15 protein-coding genes are annotated in these 18,995 nt (G+C 75.1%); all 15 read left to right on the plus strand.

Translation table 11 applies throughout. The features are described from left to right. The 15 genes from BLU95_RS34230 to BLU95_RS34300 all read left to right on the plus strand — a co-directional run bounded on the left by BLU95_RS34230 (window position 1) and on the right by BLU95_RS34300 (window position 18,946). Window positions 1-1,194: a glycine C-acetyltransferase gene (locus BLU95_RS34230; protein WP_093863398.1), complete on the plus strand. Its 1,194-nt coding sequence runs from the start codon at window positions 1-3 to the stop codon at window positions 1,192-1,194. 700 nt (window positions 1,195-1,894) lie between these two features. Next, window positions 1,895-2,806 (plus strand): LysR family transcriptional regulator, encoded by a 912-nt coding sequence (locus tag BLU95_RS34235; RefSeq protein WP_093863399.1) that lies wholly within the window; start codon window positions 1,895-1,897, stop codon window positions 2,804-2,806. A gap of 307 nt (window positions 2,807-3,113) precedes the next feature. Then, window positions 3,114-3,434 (plus strand): hypothetical protein, encoded by a 321-nt coding sequence (locus tag BLU95_RS34240; protein WP_093863400.1) that lies wholly within the window; start codon window positions 3,114-3,116, stop codon window positions 3,432-3,434. Between the two features lie 121 nt (window positions 3,435-3,555). Beyond that, the gene (locus BLU95_RS44595; RefSeq protein ID WP_286158598.1) at window positions 3,556-4,116 is read left to right on the plus strand and encodes a helix-turn-helix domain-containing protein; all 561 of its coding nucleotides are present in this window, start codon (window positions 3,556-3,558) and stop codon (window positions 4,114-4,116) included. Between the two features lie 7 nt (window positions 4,117-4,123). Further along, window positions 4,124-5,959 (plus strand): AfsR/SARP family transcriptional regulator, encoded by a 1,836-nt coding sequence (locus BLU95_RS34255; protein WP_159425107.1) that lies wholly within the window; start codon window positions 4,124-4,126, stop codon window positions 5,957-5,959. Window positions 5,960-6,151: 192 nt separating this feature from the next. Further along, window positions 6,152-6,283: a hypothetical protein gene (locus BLU95_RS45300; protein ID WP_286158599.1), complete on the plus strand. Its 132-nt coding sequence runs from the start codon at window positions 6,152-6,154 to the stop codon at window positions 6,281-6,283. Window positions 6,284-6,588: 305 nt separating this feature from the next. After that, on the plus strand, window positions 6,589-7,908 hold the full coding sequence (locus BLU95_RS34260; protein ID WP_231978023.1) for a glycosyltransferase: 1,320 nt from the start codon (window positions 6,589-6,591) through the stop codon (window positions 7,906-7,908). Then, window positions 7,814-8,827, plus strand: coding sequence for a DUF6895 family protein (locus BLU95_RS34265; RefSeq protein ID WP_197698654.1), 1,014 nt, complete (start codon window positions 7,814-7,816; stop codon window positions 8,825-8,827). The genes BLU95_RS34260 and BLU95_RS34265 overlap by 95 nt, the downstream gene beginning before the upstream one ends. Further along, a complete protein-coding gene (locus BLU95_RS34270) occupies window positions 8,824-10,032 on the plus strand; it encodes a radical SAM protein (RefSeq protein ID WP_093863402.1) in 1,209 nt (402 codons plus the stop codon). The genes BLU95_RS34265 and BLU95_RS34270 overlap by 4 nt, the downstream gene beginning before the upstream one ends. Beyond that, entirely contained in the window at window positions 10,029-11,177 is a 1,149-nt protein-coding gene (locus BLU95_RS34275; RefSeq protein WP_231978024.1) for a DUF6895 family protein, read from the plus strand. The genes BLU95_RS34270 and BLU95_RS34275 overlap by 4 nt, the downstream gene beginning before the upstream one ends. Further along, window positions 11,174-12,766, plus strand: a complete 1,593-nt coding sequence (locus BLU95_RS34280; protein WP_231978025.1) for an MFS transporter — start codon at window positions 11,174-11,176, stop codon at window positions 12,764-12,766. Before BLU95_RS34275 ends, BLU95_RS34280 begins: the two co-directional genes overlap by 4 nt. Next, complete coding sequence (locus BLU95_RS34285; RefSeq protein ID WP_093863403.1) at window positions 12,763-16,272, plus strand: adenylate/guanylate cyclase domain-containing protein; 3,510 nt, start codon at window positions 12,763-12,765, stop codon at window positions 16,270-16,272. Before BLU95_RS34280 ends, BLU95_RS34285 begins: the two co-directional genes overlap by 4 nt. After that, complete coding sequence (locus BLU95_RS34290; protein ID WP_093863404.1) at window positions 16,269-17,153, plus strand: S8 family serine peptidase; 885 nt, start codon at window positions 16,269-16,271, stop codon at window positions 17,151-17,153. The genes BLU95_RS34285 and BLU95_RS34290 overlap by 4 nt, the downstream gene beginning before the upstream one ends. Next, on the plus strand, window positions 17,143-17,859 hold the full coding sequence (locus BLU95_RS34295) for a GAF domain-containing protein (protein ID WP_231978026.1): 717 nt from the start codon (window positions 17,143-17,145) through the stop codon (window positions 17,857-17,859). The genes BLU95_RS34290 and BLU95_RS34295 overlap by 11 nt, the downstream gene beginning before the upstream one ends. Beyond that, window positions 17,852-18,946, plus strand: a complete 1,095-nt coding sequence (locus BLU95_RS34300) for an ATP-grasp domain-containing protein (protein WP_093863406.1) — start codon at window positions 17,852-17,854, stop codon at window positions 18,944-18,946. Before BLU95_RS34295 ends, BLU95_RS34300 begins: the two co-directional genes overlap by 8 nt. Window positions 18,947-18,995 lie beyond the last annotated feature (49 nt).

An 18,995-nucleotide genomic window follows, 5' to 3' on the forward strand; every position in this document is an offset into this window, starting at 1 on the left:
GTGTTCGACAACGTGCGCGACGAGGTCGCCGCCACCCTCGACGAGATCCGTGAGGCCGGCCTCTTCAAGCCGGAGCGCGTCATCGGCAGCCCGCAGAGCGCCGCCGTCACCGTCACCGCCGGCGGCACCCCGGGCGAGGTGCTCAACTTCTGCGCCAACAACTACCTCGGCCTCGCCGACCACCCCGAGGTGCTCGACGCCGCCAAGGACGCGCTCGACCGCTGGGGCTACGGCATGGCGTCCGTGCGCTTCATCTGCGGCACCCAGGACGTGCACAAGCAGCTCGAGGACCGCCTCTCCGCGTTCCTCGGCCAGGAGGACACGATCCTCTACTCGTCCTGCTTCGACGCCAACGGCGGCGTCTTCGAGACCCTGCTCGACGAGCGCGACGCCGTCATCTCCGACGCCCTCAACCACGCGAGCATCATCGACGGCATCCGCCTGTGCAAGGCCCGCCGCCACCGCTACGCCAACCGCGACCTCGCCGACCTGGAGCAGCAGCTCAAGGAGAGCCAGGACGCCCGGCGCCGCCTGATCGTCACCGACGGCGTGTTCTCGATGGACGGCTACGTCGCCCCGCTGCGCGAGATCTGCGACCTCGCCGACCGCTACAACGCCATGGTGATGGTCGACGACTCGCACGCCGTCGGCTTCGTCGGCGCGGGCGGCCGCGGCACGCCGGAGCTGCACGGCGTCATGGACCGGGTCGACATCATCACCGGCACCCTCGGCAAGGCGCTCGGCGGCGCCTCCGGCGGCTACGTCGCCGCGCGCCGGGAGATCGTCGCGCTGCTGCGCCAGCGGTCGCGTCCGTACCTGTTCTCGAACTCGCTCGCGCCGGTCATCGCGGCCGCCTCGCTGAAGGTCCTCGACCTGGTCGAGAGCTCGAACGAGCTGCGGGAGCGGCTGGCGGCGAACACCGCGCTGTTCCGCTCGAGGATGACCGAGGCGGGCTTCGAGATCCTGCCCGGTGACCACCCGATCGCGCCGGTGATGATCGGCGACGCGGCGAAGGCCGGCCGGCTCGCCGAGCTGCTGCTGGAGCGCGGTGTGTACGTGATCGGCTTCTCGTACCCGGTCGTCCCGCACGGCCAGGCCCGGATCCGGGTCCAGCTCTCCGCCGCCCACACCACCGAGGACGTCGAGCGCGCCGTCGCGGCCTTCGTGGACGCGCGCGCCGCGCTGGGGGAGTAGCCCTCCCGCGCCGCCGCGGTCACCGCTCCGGCGGCGGCCACCGGGAACGGTCCCTGCCGTGGCCCTTCCCCCTCGATCGCCCGTGGCACGTCCGCTCGGAACCGGACGTGCCACGGGCTCCCGAACCGCTGTGCGATGTCGGCGGGGCCGGCCCCGCCGACATCGCACAGCACCAAGACCACCTGCCCCACCCTCCCGCCGCGGGAGTGGGAAGTCGGCCCGACCGACTTCCCACTCCCGTTCGCGGTTTCCGGAGCCGGGGCCTTGCCGTCCGCGCTCGCCCGCCGTGCTGCGCCGCTTCCTGCTTCCTTCCCTTCCTGGCTCCTCTCCTTCCTGCCTTCCAGCTGTCCGTCCGTCCTTCCTGCACCCCTTCGCTCCCTCACCGCTTCTCCGAGGCCCGCACTTTGCAAAGTCACACTTTGCAAAGTGCCGAGAGAGGGCGATCCCCTTGATTCCCGGGCGATCGGCCCCCTCGCCCCCCTTCCCGCACTTTGCAAAGTGTGACTTTGCAAAGTGCCGAGAGAGGTGGTGAGAGGGCCGAGAGAGGGTGGTCCGGGCACGGGACGGGGTTGCCCGAGTCCTGCGCGCGGTGTTGCCCGGAGTGGGAAGTCGGCGGGGCCGACTTCCCACTCCGCTGTCACTCCCGACCGGTTCGTCACCCCCGCCCCGGCGGCCCCGCCGACGCTGGCAGAATTGGCCTGTGATCGACGCGAGACGGCTGCGGACCCTGCGAGCGGTGGCGGACCACCGGACGGTGACCGCGGCCGCGGCCGCGCTCTACCTCACCCCCTCCGCCGTCTCGCAACAGCTGGCTGCGCTGGAGCAGGAGACCGGCCACCACCTGCTCGCCCGCGAGGGCCGTGGCGTGCGGCTCACGGCGGCCGGGGAGATCCTGCTCGGTCACGCCGACGCCGTCCTCGCCCAGCTCGAACGGGCCGAGGCCGATCTCGCCGCCTACAGCGCGGGCGTCTCCGGCGAGGTCACCGTGGCCTCCTTCGCCACCGGCATCTCCCTCGTCCTCGCGCCCGCCATCGGCACGCTCGCCACCCGTGCCCCGGGCGTCCGCCTCAAGGTGCTCGACGCCGAGGGCGACGCCAGCCTGCCGATGCTGCTCGACGGTCGGGCCGACCTCGCCGTGGCGGTCGAGTACCGCGGTGCCCCGCGTGCCGACGACGCCCGGCTCACCCGCGTCCCGCTCTACGCCGAGCCCTTCGAGGCCGTTCTTCCGCTCGCCCACCCGCTGGCCTCGGCCGAGGGCCCGATCGCGATGGCCGACCTCGGCGACGAACCGTGGATCGGCCCCTACCCGGGCAACCCGTGTCACGACGTGGTGCTGCTGGCCTGCGAGCACGCGGGCTTCCAGCCGCGCCTGGTGCACTCCTCCGACGACTTCCGCGCCGTCGTCGCCCTCGCCTCGGCCGGTGCCGGGGTGGCCCTGGTCCCGCGCTCGGCCCTCCTCGGTGTCGACCTCGCGCAGGTCGCCGTCCGTCCCGTCGACAGCGCCCTCGCCACCCGCAGGGTCTTCGCCGCCGTCCGCGCCGGCGCCGACGGGCACCCGCTCATCCGCCCGGTCCTCGACGCGCTCGCCGAAGCCGCCCCGACCACCCTCTGACCTCTGCCGGGGCGCCGCTGCTCGCGGCGCCCCGGGCGGCCTCGGCCCGTGTCCGCACTTTGCAAAGTGCACTTTGCAAAGTGCGGACACAGGGCGAAGGTGGTGGCTCGGGCAACCCGGTGCCCGCAACCCGCTGCCCGCAGCCCGCGACGACGGGCGCGGGGTACCTCGGGGCGGGCGAGGGACGGGCAAGGGGCGGCGGGCCTCCGGGCGGGGCCTCCGGGCGGGGCCTCCGGGCGGGGCCTCCGGCGGACGACGACGAGCGCCAGGGACGACGATCGACGGACGACAGGACGGGTGGTGCCGGGTGGGGTTCCTGGGGGAGAGCTGGCGGTTGGTGCGGGAGGGGGAGGAGCTCGGTGAGATCGTGATCGACGATGCGGACTTCCCGTGGCTGCACGGGCGGTTCGTGCCGACGGCGGCGTTCGGAGAGGTCCGGCCGTGGTTCGAGGAGTCGTCGGCGCTGCTGGAGGCGGAGGAGTACGAGCGGTTCGACGCGAGCTACGAGCGGATCGCCGGTGCGCTGTCGCTGCTGGCGCCGACGGGGCCGGTGGCCGAGTTCCTGCTGCACGTCGACGGCGGGCGCGCCTGGTTCCGGTGGAGCGACGAGCCGTTCGGCGAGGCCTGACCGCCGCTCCCGGGCGTGATGTTGGCATTATCCGGGCACGTTCGACCTCTTGCCGGTGTCCGACCGGAGCGTCAGCATGAGGGCACCGCAGTGGTGTGCCGCCGGAGGGGGGATCCCGTCGATGGGTGGTGGAGATCCGGTGTGTCCGGCGTGCGGAGCGCCGCGCGCGCCGGGGGTGCCGCTACCGCCGGCGGCGGCGCTGCCGCTGACCCGGGAGCTGACGCCCCGGGAGCGGACCGTGCTGAAGCTGTTGGGCCTCGGGTACGACAATCGCTCGATAGCCTACGAACTCAATATCAGTGAGCGCACCGTCAAACGGTTCGTCACCGCCATTCTGGCGAAACTGGGACTCCGGTCAAGACTGCAGGCCGGACTGCTCGCACTGATTCTCGCGTCCTCCCCCGACGGGCGCGGTTTCTGGCCCAAAGGTCTCATGGACGGCCTCCCGGACGACGGTGATGATGATCTGGCATCCGAGAAGGAGGGGACCATGACATTCGACGCCCTCGCCGCCCTCCGGCAGGCGGGCAACCCGGTCGACCTGCTGACACTGGAGCAACGGGACGTGCTGTCCCGGCTCAGCGAGGACGAGGTCGCCGTCCTCAATTCCGTGAAACAGCGCCTGGACGCTGTTTCGGACGCCGAGGTGGAAGGGCATTCCTTCGTCATCAAGTTGGCGTGAGATGGCGGTGAGATTCGGGATTCTCGGGCCGCTGCACGTGCTGGAGAACGGCCGGGCGGTCGATCCGGGATCCCGGAAACAACAGATTCTCCTGGCGGCGCTGCTGTCCCACGCGAATACCCGGGTGTCGGCCGACTCCCTGGTCGAGGCACTGTGGGACGACGCGCCGCCGCGCACCGCCCGCAAGAACCTCCAGGTGTACGTCTCGGGGCTGCGCCGACTGGCCGGTCCCGAGTCCGCCCCGGAGTCCTGTCCGGGCCCCGGCTCCGTGGTCACCCGGATCAGCCACCGGGCCGGCGGCTACGTCCTGCACACCGCCGAGGTGGAGCTCGACGCGCTCCGCTTCGAACAGCGGGCCCGGGCGGGGGCGCTCGCCGAGGCGCTGGAGCTGTGGCGCGGCTCGGCGCTCGACGGGTTCCGGGACGTCCCCCTGATCGACAGCGCCGCCCAGCGTCTCGACCGCCGTTTCCTCGGTGTGTTCGAGGACTGGCTGGATGCCGAACTCGCCGCCGGGCGCGGGGCGGAGGCGATCGAGCGCGCCACCGAGACCGCCCAGCGGCACCCCTTGCGCGAACGGCTGCGGATGCTGCAGATGACCGCCCTGTGCCAGGCCGGGCGCCGCTCCGAGGCACTCGCCGTCTACGACGACCTGCGGCAGGCGCTGGCCCATGAACTCGGCCTGCCGCCGAGTCCGGCCCTGGCGCGCTTCTACCGTTCGCTGCTCTGCGACGCCGGCCCCGTCCGGCCGCGCTCCGAACCGCCCGCCGAGCTGCGGCCACCGGTGCCGCGCCCGCACCGGGCGGCGCCGAACCTGCTGCCCACCGACCCGCCCGCGTTCACCGGCCGCGCGGCCCCCGTGCGCCGACTGGCCGAGGTGCTCACCGGCGGCGCCGGCCGGCTGGCGGTGGTGACCGGGCCGCTCGGCGCGGGCAAGACCGCGCTCGCCGTCCACACCGCGCACCGGTTGGCCGAGCACTTCCCGGACGGTCGGCTGTTCGTCCGGCTGCGCGGGGAGGACGGCCGCCTCCGCCCGCTGGAGGACGTCCTGCGCCAGCTGCTGGCCGCCACCGCCTGCGGTGAACGGGACGGGCCGGCCGGTGCGTCGCACGTAGCGGACTGCCCGGACCCGCGCTGGGCCTGGCAGTTGTGGCTGACCGGGCGTCGCGCGCTGGTGGTGGTCGACGACGCCCGCCGCGAGTCCGAGGTGCGGGCGCTGCTGCCGGAGGCGGGGGAGAGCGCCGTCGTGGTCACCGCCAGGCCCCGGCTGATCGGACTGGAGGGGGCCCACCGGGTCTGGCTGCCACCGTTCACGGCGGACGAGGCGGTGGAGTTCCTGGGCCGGACGATCGGTGCCGAACGGGTCGACGCGGACCGGGAGTCCGCCGCCCGGATCGTCCGGGCGACCGGGCTGCTGCCGCTCGGGGTGCGGCTGGTCGCCGACCGGCTGGCGTTCCTGCGGCACGTCCCGCTGGGCGAGTACGGCGCGCGGCTGAGCGGCGGCCGGGCGCTGCTGGACGAGCTGTGCGGGGGCGACCCGCTGGTGCGGGTGCGGCTGGCGGAGTCGGTCGGCGAGCTGCCGGAGGCCACGCACCGGGCGGTGCTGCGGCTGGGCCTGCTGGCCCGGCCGGTGTTCACCCTGGACCGCGCGGCCGCGGTGCTGGACTGCGACCCGGCGGCGGCCGTCCGGGTGCTGGAGGACTTGCTGGAGGCGAGCCTGCTGACCGTCGCCGGCGCGGAGGGCCTGGCCCACACCGTGCGGTACGAGATGCCCGCGCTGCTGTACGCGTACGCCCGGGAGCGGGCGGGCCGGACCGCCGACCGGGTGCCGGTCCACCTGCACTGAGCGAGCCGCGCGGCGCGGGCCGCCCGGCCGCGGCGGCGACGCCCTCGCGAAGAAGCGGAAACCTTGCGGGGAACGGCACATGACCAACCGTCATACCGAAATCGAACCGGCGCCTAATCGCCGCCATACCGGGGATCCCTAGGTTTCTCCCGGGCCGGCGTAGCGGACGCCGCACTGCAGAGGGAGGTCAGCATGAGTGACTCCATCAACCCGGAGCCGACCGAGGCCGAGGACGAGGTCGACGTCGTGGCGCACAGCGTCGACGTCGAGGACGACGGTCTCGTCGAGGACATCTGCATCATCAACAACAGTTCGGCCATGTGACGTCGGCCGGTCCGGTTGTCGAGTCATGACGCCGTGACGTCATGACGCCCGAGCGGGTCATCCGGCCCCGGCCCGAGCCGCCGGCGGCCGGGTGGCCCGTTCGGCCGGTTCCACCGCGGTCTCCGCACCGCGACCGCAGTCCTCCGCGAGCGCAGTCCCCCGGCCGCAGTCCTCCGCGACCGCAGTCCTCCGCGACCGCAGTCCTCCGCGACCGCAGCCCTCCGCGGCCGCCGTACCGCGACCTCAGCCCCCGACCCAGCTCCCCGACCCGGCTCCCCGACCCGGCCCCCTGGCCCGGAGGCCCCGTGAACATCCTGCTCTGCCCGCTCAGTGACGGCGGCTACCTCTACCCGGCGCTCGCCGTCGGCCGCGAACTGCGCCGCCGCGGCCACCGGGTGTCGGTGCTGGGCCGCTCCACGGCCGCGCCGTTCGCGGCCGAGGCAGGCCTGCCGTTCGCGGCGGCGGAGCAGTTCGGCGGCGAGGGGGCCTTCTCCGCCGCCCGCTGGGGCGTCATGGGCTCCGCCCAGTACCGGGCGACCGTGCGCGCCGCCCGGCAGGCCCGCGCCGACCTGCTGGTGACCTCGGTGCTGTGCAACGGCGCGCTGCTGGCCGCCGAGACGCTCGACGTCCCGGTGGTCGTGATCGGGCTCTCGATCCACCTGTGGACCTACCGCTCCGGCGGCGCGGGCGAGCCGCAGTACGGCCGAAGCCGGGAGAACCGGACCCTGGAGACGCTGGCGCTGTACGACGCCGCCCGGGAGGAGGTCGGTCTGCCCGCCCGGCCGTCCCGCCGACCGCGGACCGGGGTCGCGGCGACCGGCGGCGGGCCGGACGCGTCCGCCCTGCTCGGTGACGCGCTCCTGCTCCGGGGCACCGCCGAACTGGAGTACCCGGGAGCCGAGTTGCCCCCGCAGGTGCACCGGATCGGCCCGCTTTCCTGGGAGCCCGCCGCCGACCCCGGCGAACTCGCCGCCGTGGACGCCGCGTTGGCGCGCAGCGGCAAGCCGGTCGTCTATGTGCACCTGGGCCGGTTCTTCGGCGGCGGCACCCCGTGGCCCCGCCTCAACGCGACCTTCACCGGCGGCCGTTACCAGGCCGTCGTGGAACAGGGCCGCACCGCCGGGCCGGCCCCCGACCCGCACGCCGACATCCTGCTCGTCCGCAAGCCCTGGCTGGGGCCGCTCGTCGACCGGGCCGGACTGGTGCTGACCGCCGGCACCTCGGCGCCCGTGCTCGGCGCCCTGCAGCGCGGCCGCCCGCTCGGCGTCACCCCCAACGGCTCCGAGCAGCCAGTCCTCGCCGGTGCGCTGCTGCGGGCCGGCGCGGCCGTCCACCTCCCGCGCACGGGCGAGCCGGACCAGTCCGGGCTGGTGGACACGGCCTGGCGGGACGACCGGCTGCGCTCCCACGCCCACCGCCTCGGCCGCAGGCTCGCCGAGGCCGCGGCGGACGCCCCGCACCGCGCCGCCGACCTCGTCGAGCGGACCGCCCGCACGTCCGACCGGCAGCCCGCAACCTCAAGGGAGAACCATGGGTACTCGAACAGCCGCCCCGGACCTCGCGGCCGTGGAGAGCCTCTCGGCGGGCACGCGGCAGTGGATCGGCCGGCACTGCGGCTTCCTTGACGAGCCGGCCGGCCGGGCCGAACTGCCGGTGACCCCCAGGGTCAAGGCGCTGCTGCAACTCGCCCTGCTGTACCGTTGCTGGGCGAGGGCCGCCGGAGCGGCGGAGCCCGCCCGGACGCACGCCCCCGACCCCGACCTGGCCGCCGTCGCCGCGACCGTCGAGCAGGTCTGGCGCAACCCCGAGCACCCGCCCCTGCTCACCGTCGAGCCGCGCTACGCCCGGCAGTTCCAGCTGATGTACGGTGCGCTCGCCCCGGCCGGCCTCGACCCCGACGGTCCGCACCGGGCGGCCCTGGCCGAAGGAGTGGCGGGTGACCTCCTGACGCCACGTCACAAGTCGCCCTTCCTGCATCTGGAAACCCGGTACTACGCCGAACTGGCTGGTGTGCGGCACCAGTTGTCCGACTATCCGGAGCTGTACCGGATCAGCCGGCTGGCCGGGCACACCGACGGCCGGCCGCTGGCCGACCTCGAGGTCTGCAACGTCACTCACACCGTGTTCCACCTGGCCGACTTCGGTTTCCGCGACCCGGGCCTCGGCGGGGCCGATCTCGCCCACGCCCGCGACCGGGTCGAGCGGCTCACCGAGGAGTCCGTCCGGCGCGGTGAGTGGGACCTCACCGCCAAGCTGGTCCTGGCGCAGCACTGCCTGGGGCTCGACCCGCTGACCACACCCTCGGGGGCGGCCGCTCTGCACCTGCTCGCCGAGGCCCAGTCGCCCGAGGGGTCCTTCCCCGGCCGCTCGGCCACCGAACGGGTCCCGGCCGGCGCCGGCGCCGTCCACCTCTTCCGCAAGTCCTTCCAGTCCACGCTGGTGGTGGCCCTGGCGACGGTGGTCCTGCTGCGTCCGCGCCCGGCAGCACCCGCCGAACAGCCGCCCACGGCCTCCACCGTCCCGGCGCGCGGCGGTGCCCGGTGAGCGCGGCGAGCACGTCCGGCCCCGCGACGGTCGCCGCCACCGGAGCCCGCCTGCTCCGGGGCGAGCGCAACTGGTGGTTCCTCGGCCCGGGCGGCGGTCTCGCCCGGCTGCGCCCCGGCCAGTTGGCCGAGGACGGCACCCTGCGGCCCGGCACCGAACGCCGTCTGCGCGAGCAGGGCCTGCTGGCCGCCCCGGCCCCGCGCAGCTACGCCCTGACCGTGCTGACCAGCACTCACTGCAACCTCGGCTGCGGCTACTGCTTCCAGAACACCGCCCAGGACGGCGCGGGCGGCAGCCGCCCGCCGCGGATCGCCCGCAAGCGGCTGACCTCGCGGACCATCACCGAGATCCTCGACTTCACCGACCGGCAGATGGCCGCCGCCGAGCTGGCGAAGCTCCGCATCCTGCTGTTCGGCGGCGAGCCCCTGCTCAACCCGCGCGGCTGCCTGGAACTCCTCGAACGGGCCGCCGGCCACGGCCTCGCCTCGGCCTGGATGATCTCCAACGCCACCCTGCTCACCCCGGCGCTCGCCACCGGGCTCGCCGACCGCGGCCTGCGCTCCGTCCAGGTCACCTTCGACGGGGACCGGCCGGACCACGACCGGATCCGGATCCGCCGGGCCGAGGGCGGCGGCACCTTCGACACCATCGTCGGCAACCTCGCCCGCGCCTCCGAGAGCTCCCCGCTGCGGTGGATCTTCCGGGTCAACGTCTCCCAGGAGACCTACCGGGGCGTGGACAGCCTGCTCGACCGGCTCGCCGGCGCGCTCGACCCGGCCCGCTGCACCCTGTACTTCGCCCAGGTGGGCGATGTCGGCGTGGGCTACGGCAACGACCTCCGGCACTCCCGCGACCTCTCCGCCCGCTTCACCCGCTGGCAACGCCGCGCCCTGGACCTCGGTCTCGGTGTGACCCGCCCGCAGGCCCACCGGCCGTGCGCCACCTGCGGGCACGGGGACGGCCGTTACGGCGCGGTGGTGAGCGCCGACGGCACCCTCGCCAGCTGCTGGGAGACGGCGGGCAAGCCGGACTGGGAGGTCGGCACCGTTACCGGCGGCTACCTGCCGGGCGCCCTCACCCGGGACCGCTGGGTCGGCTGCGAGGACCTCTACCGGCGCGACGAGGACCGGCGCACGCTCGCCGTGTTCCACGACACGGTCGACGCCGCGCTGCTCGACTACCTGGACGAGACGGGGCGCCTGTGACCACGACACCCGGCCTGCGCGCCGGAGCCGACAGCGCCGACAGCGCCGACGCAGACAGCATCGGAGCCGACAGCGCCCACGCCGACAGCATCGGAGCCGACAGCGCCCACGCCGACGGCATCGGAACCGACGGCATCGGAACCGATCGTCCGGGCACCGACCGTACCGGCGCCGCCCTGGACGGGCTCCGTTCCGGCACCCTCGGCTGGATCGGCCGCCACCTCGACCACTTCGACCCGTTCGCGCCCGGCGGTTTCGGCGGCGGCCGCGGTGGCGGCCCGGGCGACGCGCACCGCCCCGCCAAGGCCGCGCTGGAACTCGCCCTGCTCACCCACTGCTGGACCCGCCTCGACGCCGGGGACGACCCGCGCCGCATCGAGGCGACCGCCCGGGTCCGCGCCGTCTGGCGGCACCCCGGCTTCCCGCGCCTGCTCACCGCCGAGCCGCGCGGCGCCACCCAGTACCGGCTGGCCTGCGCCGCCCTCGCGCCCACCGGGACGGACGACGCGCCGTTCCGGTCCGGCCTCGCCCGGCTCGGCGCCGCCGACCTCGCCCCGGCCGGGCGCTCGCCCTACCAACGGCTCGAACTGCGTTACTACGCGGACAAGGCCGGGGTCGCGCACAGCGTCGAGTCCTACCGGGAGCTGGCCGACCGCAACGTCCTGGTCACCCTCCCGGCCACTGCCGCGGCCCGGGGCCGGCGGCGGGACGGCACCGCGCAGCGCCCCGACGAGCCGCCGGTGACCGTCCCCGAGGCCTACGCCCTCACCCATTCCGCCTTCTACCTCAGCGACTTCGCCCGCACCGGCCCGGGACTGCCCGACGGCGCGGTGGCCGGGGCGGCGGCCCTGGCCGGCCGGCTGCTCGACCACTGCGTCCGGCACGACTGGTGGGACCTCGCCGCCGAACTCCTGATGACCCAGGTCTGTTTGGGCCTGGACCCGACGGGCACGCCCGAGGGTGCGGCCGCCGTCGACTGCCTGGCCCGTGCCCAGGGCCCGGACGGCTCGATCCCCGGCCGCTCCGCCGCCACCCGTGCGAGCACCGCCGACCCGGCCGCCGAGTACTTCGCCAAGGCGTACCACACCACCCTGGTGACCGCCCTGATGACGCTGCTGATGCCCGGAACGGGGCGCACCCAGTGACGGCCCTCGGCCGGCTGCGGCCGACCCTCATCAACCCCACCTACACCCGGCTCTGGTTCGGCCAGGCGGTCTCCTCGGTCGGGGACGCGGTGTTCAGCACCACGCTGGTGCTCTGGGTGGCGACCGTGCTGGCGGAGGGGAAGTCCTGGGGCCCGCAGGCGGTCAGCGGCGTGGTCCTGGCGACCAGCGCGGCCGTGATGTTCGTCGGGCCCTTCGCCGGGGTCTTCGTCGACCGCTGGGACAAGCGCGCCACCATGCTCGGCACCGAGGTGCTGCGCGGCGGGCTGGTCGCCGTCCTGACCGCCGTCGCCTTCGTGCCGACCCGGGAACTGCCCGCGGGCGTCTGGCTGGCGCTGATCTACGTGATGGTGCTGGTGCTCAACGCGGCCGGCCAGTTCTTCACCCCGGCCCGGTTCTCGATCATCGCGGAACTCGTGACGGACGAGGCCGACCGGGCCCGGGCGGCGGGAATCGCCCAGGCGACCGGGCAGACCGCCTGGATCATCGGGCCGCCGCTCGCCGCACCGCTGCTGTTCGCGGTGGGCCTGCAGTGGGCGCTGCTGTTCAACGCGCTCTCGTACCTGGTGTCGTACGTCGCGATCAGTACGGCCGACCTGCGGCCGGTGCACCCCGCGCGGTCCGGACCGGCCGCTCCGAGGAACGGCAAGGCCGCCGAACGACCGGGCCTGTTCAAGGACTTCACCGCGGGACTGCGCTTCTTCGCGCACAACCGGTTCCTGGTCGCGCTGTTGCTGCTCACGGTGATCGGCCAGCTCGGGATGGGCGCCCTGAGCACCCTGAACATCTTCTTCGCCACCCGGAACCTGCACGTCTCCGCCGAGTCGTACGGCTACCTCGGCATGGCGCTCGGCATCGGCGGGATCGCGGGCGCGCTCGCCGCCGGGCGGGTCGTGCAGTGGATCGGCGCCCGCCGGACGACCTGGATCGGCCTGATCGCGAGCGGCGCGCTGCTGGTGCTGTACTCGCGGCAGACCGGCTTCCCGGCGGCCGTGACGCTGCTGTTCGTCTTCGTGGTGCCGATCACCATGCTGAACACGGCGATGGCCCCACTGCTGCTCGCCGCCACCCCGCAGGAGTTCCGGGGGCGGGTGATCTCGGTGTTCTACCCGGTCACCCGGCTTGCGGCGATGCTGACGGCGGTGCTGTCCGGCTGGTTGGCGGGCAGCGGGCTGCGGGACTTCTCGGGCTCGGTGGCGGGCCTGCGGTTCGGCCCGATCGACACCATCTTCGCGGTGTCCGGGCTGGTGGTCGTGCTCGCCGGCGTCTACGCGCGGGTGGGCCTCCCGGCGAGCGGAACGGCCCCGGCCGCCGGGCCCGGACCCGCGGCGGCCGTACCCGACGAGCCCGTACCCGACGAGCCCGCACCCCTCGCGGCCGGACCCGACGCCGAACCGGCGCGCGAGCCCGTGGCCATGGCCGTCGAGGCGCACGGGGAAGTCCCCGGGGAGGCATCGGCCGACGCCCCGGCCTCCCCGGCTGATTCGACCGATCCGGCCGACCGGGCCGACCCGACCGACCGGGCCGACCCGGGCGAGGCGGTCGGTCCCGCCCCCGAGGAGCGGTCGTGAGCTGCACCGCGTGCGGACGCCGCACCGCCGAGGCGGACCGGTTCTGCGCCGGCTGCGGCACCCCGCTCGCCCCGGCGTCCGCCGCGTCCGCCGCGTTCCCCGCTCCGCCCCCGGTCGTCGCCGAACCGCGCGAATCGCGCCGCAAGGTGTCGATGCTCTTCCTGGACGTCGTCGGTTCCACCACCCTCGCCGAGCGACTGGACCCCGAACCGCTGCGCCGCGTCATGGACCGCTACTTCGCCAGCTGCGGCGCCTGCATCGCCGAACACGGCGGCGTCGTCGAGAAGTTCATCGGCGACGCGATCCTCGCCGCCTTCGGCGCCACCGCCGCCCGCGAGGACGACGCGCTGCGCGCCGTCCGGGCCGCCACCGGCGCGCTCGCCGCGCTGGCCGGCCTCACGGCCGACCTCGCCGCCCGGTACGGGGTCGAGCTGGAGGCCCGGGCCGGGATCTGCACCGGCAACGTCGTGGTGATCACCCGCCCGGGGGACGACTTCCGGGTCGTCGGGGACTCCGTCAACACGGCCGCCCGGCTGCAGACCGCCGCCGCTCCCGGCGAGGTGCTGATCTGCGCCGACACCGCCGCGATGGTGCGGGCGCAGGTGGGCATCGAACCGGTCGAACCGCTGCGGCTGAAGGGCAAGTCCCGCCCGGTGCCGGCCTGGCGGGTCACCGCCCCGGACGCGACGGCCGACGCCCCGGGCCCGCTCACCCCGTTCATCGGCCGGACGGACGAGCTGGCCGCGCTCGAACGCGGCTACCGGCGGGCCCGGGAGCGGCGCGAGGTGTGCCTCGCCACCGTGCTCGGTGCTCCGGGCATCGGAAAGTCGCGTCTGGTCCGGGAGTTCCTGTCCGGACTGCCCGACGGCGAGGCGCTGGTGCTGGCCGGGCGCTGCTCCGCCTACGGCCGGGGGATCACCTACCGGCCGCTCGCCGAGATGCTCGGCTCGTTGCCCGGCGGCCGGCCCGAACTGGTGCGGCTGCTCGCCGAGGACGCCGCGCAGGCCGGGTCTCCCGACCGTGCGGACGGCCGCACGCGACGCCTGGTCACCCGCACCCTCGCCGCCGTCGCCGACCCCGCCCTCGTCGACCCCGCTGTTGCCGACCCCGCCCTCGGTGACCCAGCCGATTCCGCCGACCCCGCCGACCCCGCAGACCCGCCCCCCGGACAGGTCGGCGTCGAGGACATCGCCTGGGCCGTGCGCCACCTCCTGGCGGTGCTCGGCCGCTCCCGTCCCGTGGTCATGGTCTGGGAGGACCTGCACTGGGCGGAGGCGACCCTGCTCGACCTCGTCGACGAGATCGCGACCTGGCTGCGCGACGTCCCCGTCCTGCTGCTCTGCGTCGCCCGTCCCGAACTGCTCGACCAGCGCGCCGACTGGGGCGGGGGCAAGCCGTGCGCCACCACCGTCGACCTCGGGCCGATGAGCGAGGAGCAGACCGCCGCCCTGGTCGGCGGCCTGGTCCTGCGCGGCGACGTCCACCCGCAGGACCTCCGGATCGAGGAACAGCGGGAACTGGCCGGTCGGGTGGTCGCGTTGTGCGACGGCAACCCGTTCTTCGCCGAACAGCTCATGGACGTCTTCGCCGAGACCGCCCCCGGTACCCATGTGCCGCCCACCGTCCAGGCGTTGCTCGGTGCGAGGCTGGACCGGCTCCCGGCCACCGAGCGCGGACTGCTGGAACTCGCCGCCGTCGTCGGGCGCGAGTTCAGTCGCGGGCAGCTGCGGGCGATGGCCGAGGCCGACGGCGTGGTGCCGGCCGCCGCCGACGAGGCGACCGCCCGGCTGGCCCGCCGCCGGGTCTTCGAGCCCGGACCCGCCGCCACCTACCGCTTCGCCCAGGCGCTGCTGCGGGATACTGCCTACGAGTTCACCCCGAAGACCAGGCGGGAACGCTGGCACGGGTTCCTCGCGGACCGGCTCTCCCGCGCCCGCCCGGGAGACCCGATGGCGGTCGCCTACCACGTCGAGGCCGGATGGCAGCTTCGCCGACAACTACGGCCGGGCGAGCACGAGTTGCCCGCTCTGGCCGGGGCGGCGGCCGGGACCCTGATCGCCGAGGGGACGCGCGCGCTGGCCCGCAAGGACCTCCCCGCCGCCGTCCAGCTCCTCGAACGCGGCCGTACCTTGCTGCCGGTCGGGGACCCCCGGCACATCCCGCTCGCGCTGCACGTCTGCGACGCGGGGATCTGGCTCCAGGACGAGGCCCGGTGCCGGGCCGCGCTCGACGCCGCCGAGGCCGCGCTGCCCGGCAACCCGCGCGCCGCGGCGACCCTCGCCGTCCAGCGCGGGATCGTCGCCCTCCGGCTCGGCCTCGCCCCGCCCGCCGCCGTCGCCGCCGACGCGGACCGCCTCACCGCGCTGCTGGAGCACGACCCGGGCGACGACCGCAGCTGGTCCCGGCTCCACCAACTGCACGCCCACCTCGAACTCGCCGCCGAGCGCACCGCCTCCGCCGAGTCCTCCTTCCGGCTCGCACTGGCCCGCGCCCGGGTCCTCGCCGACAACTACGAGGAGGACCGACTCCTCTGCGCTGTGTGCGAGTTGGCCCAGTGGACGCCCACCCCGGTGGCCGCCTCGCTGGAGCTGTGCGCGCTGCTCGGCCGACGCTTCGCCGCCAACCGCTCGCTGCTGATCCCCGTGCTCGTCGCCCGCGCCCACCTGGAGGCGCTCGCCGGGGACGTGGCGGCCGCCCGCCGTACCCTCACCGAGGCGCTCACCTGCTCCCACGACGTGCACACCGACCTCGCGGACGCCGTCGTGCTGGACGCGGCGGGCTTCGTCGAGTCGCTGGCCGGGGCCCACGAGGTCGCCGAGGCCCGCTACCGGCAGAGCCTCGGCGTGCTGCGCGCCGCCGAGCACGCCCCGGACACCCGGACCACGGAGGTCGCCATCGCCCGCGAGCTGTTCGCCCAGGGCCGGACCGGCGCCGCCGCCGTCGCACTGGCCGCGCTCGACCCGCCGGACGGTCCGGACGGAAGGCCCGGCGAGCAGTCCGGGGAGCGGGACCGCGGCCGGGACAACGACCAGCCGGACCGCGGCAGGGACGGCGGGAACCCGCGTGCCCGGCTGGGCGCGACGGCGCTGCGCGCCCGCCTCGCCTCCGCCCGCGGCGACCACCCCGAGGCGGTCGCCGCCGCCACGGCGGCCCGCCGGCTGAGCGAGGACTCCGACGACCCGTGCCTGGTCGGGGAGACGCTGTTCGATCTGGCGATCGTGCTCCGCGCGGCCGGCCGGGCCGAGCGGGCGACGGCTGAAGGGACCGAGGCGTTGCGGATGTTCGAGGCCAAGGGGGCCGCGCTGCCCGCCGGACGGGTCCGCGCCTGGCTCGCCGCCGGGGGAACGGGCGCCCCCGGCGGCGCCGCACCTGCCCCTGCCGTCGTGTCTGCCGCACCCGTCGTGCCTGCCCATACCGTCGTGCCTGCCCCACCCGACGTTCCTGCCCCGCCCAAGGTGCCCGCCCCACCCGACGCGCCCGGCACCGGAGGAGGTGCCCGACGATGACCGACCTCCACCTCCCGCCCTGGCGCCGCCCGCCGCGCGACCACTTCCCCGGAGTGCCCGCCTGGAGCATGCCGGTCTCCGTCGTGCCCCAGGAGCCCTTCGACGTCAGCCCGCTCGGCGGCCACCTCACCCAGGACTGGGCCTGGGGCGGCGCCGACGGCTCCGGCGTGCGGGTCTGTGTCCTGGACAGCGGCGTGGACGCCGAACACCCACTGGTCGGCGGCCTCGACCGGGCCATGGACGTGGTGCGCGCCGAGGACGGCGCCCTCACCGTCACCCCGACCGAGCCGGGCGACGCGGCCGGCCACGGCACCGCCTGCGCCAGCGTCATCCGCTCCGTCGCCCCCGGCGCTGCGCTCACCTCGGTCCGCGTCCTGTCCGGCGGCCGGCACGGCAGCGGTGCCGCCCTGCTGGCCGGGCTGACCTGGGCCATCGAGGAGGGCTACGACGTCATCAACATGAGCCTGTCGACGACCAAGGCGGAGTTCTGCGACGCCCTGCGCGACCTCTCCGACTCCGCCTACTTCCGCCGCTGCGTCATCGTCGCCTCCGCCCACAACATGCCGGTGCGCAGCTACCCGTGGCCCTTCGCCTCGGTCATCTCGGTGGCCAGCCACGACAGCCCCAACCCGATGACGTACTACTACAACCCGTCACCGCCGGTGGAGTTCTACGCCCGGGGTGTACGGGTGCCGGTGGCCGGACCCGGCGGCCGCCACCTGCTCAGCACCGGGAACAGCTTCGCGACCCCGCACATCGCGGGTATCTGCGCGCTCATTCTCAGCAAGCACCGCTCGCTCACCCCCTTCCAGCTCAAGTCCGTCCTCTACCTGGCCGCTGAGAACGTAGCCGTACCCGATGGAGGTGCGCGTGTCGACTGACCCGTTGGAGAGTGCCGAGCTGCGGCAACGCAGACTGCTCCAGTCGATCGTGGAGGTGGCCCGCAGCGTGTTCGGCGCGGCCGCCGCCTCCGTGCTGCTGGTGGACGAGGCCGACGGAGACCTCGTCTTCGAGGCGGTGGCGGGGGAGGGGGAGCACCATCTCCTGGGCAGCCGCTTCCCGGCCGGCACCGGTATCGCGGGCTGGGCGCTGATGACCGGCCAGCCGGTGGTGGTGGACGACGTGGCGGACAGCCCGCAGTTCGCCCGCTCGGCCGCCGAGTCCACCGGCTATGTGCCGAGCAGCATCATGGCCGCCCCGCTGATCTGCGACGGCGACTGCATCGGGGTGCTGTCCGTGCTGGACCGCGACAGCCGTCCGCGCTGCGACCTCGGGGACATGGCCTCGCTCGGCCTGCTGGCCACCGAGATGGCGACGGTGCTGGAACTCCTGGTGACCCTCCGTTCCGCCGCCCCCGACCCGGTGGCGGCGGCGCCCGTGCCCGGCAAGGCGGCGGCCTTCGACCTGGCGGTGCTGCAACGTGTCGCCGACCGGCTCCCCGGCGCCCCGGACCAGGTGGCCGCGACCGTCGGCAAGCTGCTGGCGATGGCCGACGACCTGCTCGCCACCGCCGACATCACCGTCACCGCCACTGCTACCGCTACCGCCACCCCTGCCGCCACGGCCACCGCCGACGCCGATGCCTGACCGCCCCGCCGGGGCGCCCGCCTCGCGCGCGCCCCGCCCGTCCCGCTCGCCGCGCTCGCCCTTCCTCGCCCAGCTCGACGACCCCGCCCGCACCCTGGACGCACGCCCGCGACCGGCCCCCTGCGTCCTGCTGCTCAGCCGCGCCTGCGACACCGACCTCGACCCGGTGCGGAACCTGCTCGCGGGCGCCGGCATCCGCACCGCCCGCCTGAACGCCGAGGAACTGGCCGCGACCTCCCTGACGATCGCCCCCGACAGCCGCGCCGTCCGGCTGAACGGGCGCGAGCTGACCCCCACCGTCACCTGGATCCGCCACTTCGCCGCCACCGCCCTCGACCCGGCCGGGTTCGACGGTCCGGCGCTCCTGGGCGGCCCGGTCCCGCAGGGCACCGACACCGCCGGGACGCCGCGCGGCGCCTTCCTCCGCGACTCGTGGCAGGCGGCGGCCGCCCAACTGGCGGCGATCTCCGGGACGGCGGTCCGCCCCGACCGCCCCGGGGTGCTCTGCCAACTGGACCTCGCCCGCCGGTACGGGGTCGCGGCGCCGCGTGCCGTGCTGACCACCGACCCGCACCTCGTGCGCGACGAGTTCGACGGCCCGCGCGTGGTCGTCAAGGCGGCCGGCCACCACTTCGTGGAGCCGGTCCCCGGCCGGCTGCAGGGGATCTTCCCGACCGTGCTGGACCGGGCCGACCTGGCCGGCGGCCCGCGCCCCGGACCGCCGGTGATCGTCCAGGAGTACGTCGAGCACGAGGCCGAACTGCGGGTCTACTTCGTCGGCGGGCAACTGCACGCCTTCGAGGTCACCAAGACCGACCCGGCCGACCCCTGGACCGCGCCCGACCGGCTCGGTGTCCGTGCTCTGCCGTCGCCCCCGCCGGAGGTCGCCGCCGCGACCCGCACCCTGGCCGCCGCGATGTCCCTGCGCTACGGCGCGTTCGACTTCCTCCTCAGCGACGGCACCCCGGTCTTCCTGGAGGTCAACCCCGACGGCGACTGGCGCTGGGCCGAGCGCCGCACCCGCACCACCCCGGTCACCGTCGCCGTCGCCGCCATGCTGGCCGCCCTCCACCGCGCCGCGCTCTGACCGGCACCCGGTCCGGCCTGGTCCGGCCTGGTCCGGCCCGGTCCCGCCC

It is taken from the genome of Streptomyces sp. TLI_053 (assembly GCF_900105395.1).
In the GTDB taxonomy this organism is placed as follows: domain Bacteria; phylum Actinomycetota; class Actinomycetes; order Streptomycetales; family Streptomycetaceae; genus Kitasatospora.